This window comes from Rhizobium ecuadorense, from assembly GCF_001187535.1.
GTDB lineage: Bacteria > Pseudomonadota > Alphaproteobacteria > Rhizobiales > Rhizobiaceae > Rhizobium > Rhizobium ecuadorense.
Genome location: NZ_LFIO01001676.1, coordinates 1 through 275, shown reverse-complemented (window position 1 = coordinate 275; position 275 = coordinate 1). Strand labels below are relative to the sequence as shown.

1 pseudogene is annotated in these 275 nt (G+C 55.3%); it reads left to right on the top strand.

The window, feature by feature from the left end:
* Positions 1–122 (top strand): annotated as a pseudogene (locus AF337_RS45870) (3-octaprenyl-4-hydroxybenzoate carboxy-lyase); the annotation flags it as partial.
* Between the last annotated feature and the right edge of the window lie 153 nt (positions 123–275).

The window sequence follows — 275 nt, the reverse complement described above, 5'->3', positions numbered from 1 at the left end:
GCTTTTACACGCTGCCGAAATCAATCGCCGAAATGGTCGACCAGACCGTGGGGCGTGCGCTGGATCAATTCGGGCTTCATCATCCGACGGTCCGGCGCTGGACGGAGGATCATAACGACTGAGCCATGAAGAGCAGCGCTGAAAGCTGCCGGGCCATGATGTCAACCGCATGCAAACAACGACGCACAATCACTCCCCCAGGGGAACTCAAAAAAAGGAGATAGAGTGATGTTGTCAGACAATCGTTCCAGAAGGCTGCAGAGCCTGTTCATGCG